This is a genomic window from Microbacterium sp. (assembly GCF_041909575.1).
Taxonomy (GTDB): domain Bacteria; phylum Actinomycetota; class Actinomycetes; order Actinomycetales; family Microbacteriaceae; genus Microbacterium.
On sequence record NZ_JAYRDE010000183.1, the window covers coordinates 1 to 2,780 of the forward strand.

3 protein-coding genes and 1 pseudogene are annotated in these 2,780 nt (G+C 72.0%); 2 read left to right on the forward strand and 2 right to left on the reverse strand.

Going from position 1 to position 2,780, the window contains the following annotated elements:
* Both ACE3O1_RS15320 and ACE3O1_RS15325 read left to right on the forward strand, forming a co-directional pair.
* Positions 1 to 278: pseudogene (locus ACE3O1_RS15320) on the forward strand (hypothetical protein); the annotation flags it as partial.
* 92 nt (positions 279 to 370) lie between these two features.
* Positions 371 to 880, forward strand: coding sequence for a DUF2231 domain-containing protein (locus tag ACE3O1_RS15325; protein ID WP_374316519.1), 510 nt, complete (start codon positions 371 to 373; stop codon positions 878 to 880).
* Here the strand turns inward: ACE3O1_RS15325 and ACE3O1_RS15330 are convergent.
* Positions 859 to 1,818: an SDR family NAD(P)-dependent oxidoreductase gene (locus ACE3O1_RS15330; protein ID WP_374316521.1), complete on the reverse strand. Its 960-nt coding sequence runs from the start codon at positions 1,816 to 1,818 to the stop codon at positions 859 to 861. The two genes, ACE3O1_RS15325 and ACE3O1_RS15330, sit on opposite strands and share 22 nt — an antisense overlap.
* 121 nt (positions 1,819 to 1,939) lie before the next feature.
* Positions 1,940 to 2,780 (reverse strand): phytoene desaturase family protein (locus ACE3O1_RS15335; protein ID WP_374316523.1); only part of this gene is annotated, 841 nt, incomplete at its 5' end.

Genomic DNA, 2,780 nt, shown 5'->3' on the forward strand with positions numbered 1-2,780 from the left:
TGTGGGCGGACTTCGAGGGCCCGGCGGGCGATCACCTGCAGATGTTCGGGTGGGGAGAGATCGCCGCGGACGAGGCATCCGATTCGCAGGCGTGGCTCGTGTCGCAGGGCTGGATCCGCGAGGAGTCCGAGGTCGGCGTGTACATCACGACCCCGAAGGGCACCGCGATCGTCGTCGACGACGACGGGTACGGCATGACCTACCTGTTCGGCGACGGCTGGGTGAAGTTCGCCGACACCAAGCAGGGCCTGCTGCTCATCGAATGGCCGAAGGCCTGACCTGACGCGCCCGGGTGGGCGCGGCGTTGCCACACGTGGGCGCGCGCCGCAACCCCCGCGCCGATCCGCGCCCGGCGCGGTTCACTGTCGGCATGGAAGAGCGAACCAGCCCTCAGTACCGCGCCAAGCATCCGCGGACGATCATCGCCGGGCCGTACGGTCATCCGTTCCATCCCATCCTCGTGACGATCCCGATCGGCACCTGGGTGGCGAGCATCGTGTTCGACATCATCGGCTTCGCCGCCGAGGACCCGAAGCCGTACGTGGTCGCTGCCCGCGTCCTCATCCTGATCGGCATCGTCGGCGCCGTCGCCGCCGCCCTCGTGGGGTTCCTGGACTATCGCCAGATCGCGCAGGGGACGGCCGCCCGCCGCACCGCGACGACCCACATGGCATTGAACCTCGGCGTGACGGCGCTGTTCATCGTGAATGTCATCGTCCGCTGGTCGGCGGATGACGACGACGTCAGCATCATCGGCTTCGTCCTCAGCCTCGTCGGCCTCGCAGCGCTGGGGCTCTCGGGCTGGCTCGGCGGGAAGCTCGCCTACCACTACGGCGTGCGCGTCGCGGATGAGAGCACTCAGGCCGAAGGCTTCCGCTGACCCTTCACTGCGGCGAGCGCGAGTGCGCCTGCGGCGATCCCGAGCGCCACGATCGGCCGCATCGGCGACCGCCATCCGCCCGTCGCCGACGACGCATTGGCCGGCGGCTCGAAGACCGTGCCGTCGCTGAGCGGGGCATGCCCGCGCAGCTCGACCCTTCGCTTCAAGAGCGAAGTCAGCCCGTCGTACAACGGCGGGGCGGCCCGGTGGAGCGGGATGACGCTCCGCTGCGACAGGCCGACGAACGTCGTGAAGCGCCGACGCCGGGGAGCGCGCACGATCGCTCGCGCCACGCGCTCCGGCGAGGACGCCGGCGGCAGCGGGTGCACCCGGCGGCCGGTGACATTCGCGGCGTGTTGGTAGATCGGGGTGTCGATCGTGGCGGGGAGGATGATCCGCACACGGATGCCGCGGCTCGCCCTCAGCTCTTGACGCAGCACTTCCGCGAAACCGAGCAGTCCCCACTTGCTCGCGATGTAGGGCGAGATGTCGCGGGCGCTCACCCGCGAGTACAGGGAGCCGACGAGGACGAGCGTGCCGCTGCCCTGCCGACGGAAATAGGGCAGCACCGCCCGGGCACCGTGCACCTGTCCCATGAGGTTCGTCTCGACGACCTGGCGGAAGACCCGCTCCGGCGTCGACTCGAACGAGCCGTAGCTGAAAACCCCGGCGTTGCCGACCCACACGTCAATCCGGCCGAACTCCGCGACGGCGCTCGCGGCGAGCGCGCGCACCTCGCCCTGCTGCGTCACGTCCGTCGGCACGACGCTCACCTGTGCGCCCCGCTCACGGCACTCTGCGGCGACGGTCTCGAGCGCCTCCCGGCTCCGGGAGGCGAGCACCAGCCGCGCTCCGCGACTCGCGTAGCGTCGAGCCGTCGCCCGCCCGATGCCGCTCGAAGCGCCGGTGATCACGACGACTTGCCCTTCGTCCCTCATGCGTCGACCCCTTCCGACGCGTGACGGCGTCGGCCCCACCCTCGCGCTCCGCGGGAGAACCCCGCACCCCCTTGCCAAACCGGGCGGAGCGGGGTACTCCCGGCTCTCAGCCGCGGCCCTCTCAGCCGCGCGGCGACAGGTCGGGCAGCGCGCGCGTGCCGAACTCGTGACGCAGCGCACTGCGCGCCGCGAACCAGCCGGCGAGGCCGTGCACGCCGGGGCCCGGTGGGACGGATGCCGAGGCCAGATACACCCCGGGGATCGGCGTGCGCCACGGATCGGTGGAGAGCACCGGCCGGCGGACCATCTGCCACAGGGTGGGCGCTCCCGCGGCGATGTCTCCGCCGGGGTAGTTCGGATTGTGGTGCTCGACGTCGACGGCCGTGCGGGAGCTCGTCGCGAGGATCGTGTCGCGGAACCCGGGCGCGAAGCGCTCGAGCTGGGCGATCACGGCGTCCGTCCGGTCGGCGGGGCTGCCGGACGGGACGTGGGTGTAGGTCCAGAGCACGTGTCGGCCCTCGGAAGCGCGCGACGGGTCGAACAGCGACGGCTGCGACACGAGCACGTAGGGGCGTTCGGGGAGCCGTCCGCGGTTGACCTGGTTCTCGGCATCCGCCACCTCGGCGCGGGTGCCGCCGACGTGCACCGTCCCTGCCTCGCGGACGGCGGGATTGCTCCAGGGAACCGGCTCGCTCAGGGCGAAGTCGACCTTCGCCACCGCGCCGCCGTACCGGAAGGACTCCAGCGCCCGGCGATAGCGGGGCGGGATCGCACCGCCGGCGAGGCGCAGCAGCGCGCGGGGGGTGACGTCGAGCATCGTCACGCGCGCCCGCGGCAGCTCGGCGAGGGAGGCGACCTCGTGCTCGAGCACGACCTCGCCGCCGTGGGCGCGCAGGTCGTCCACCATCGCGTCGACGATCGCCTGGCTGCCGCCGAGGGGGATCGGCCAGCCGCGCGCGTGA

Bases quoted from the DNA above. Each gene is read 5' to 3' on its own strand.
- ACE3O1_RS15325 (WP_374316519.1), top strand. From the start codon at position 371: ATGGAAGAGCGAACCAGCCCTCAGTACCGCGCCAAGCATCCGCGGACG.
- ACE3O1_RS15330 (WP_374316521.1), bottom strand. From the start codon at position 1,818: ATGAGGGACGAAGGGCAAGTCGTCGTGATCACCGGCGCTTCGAGCGGC.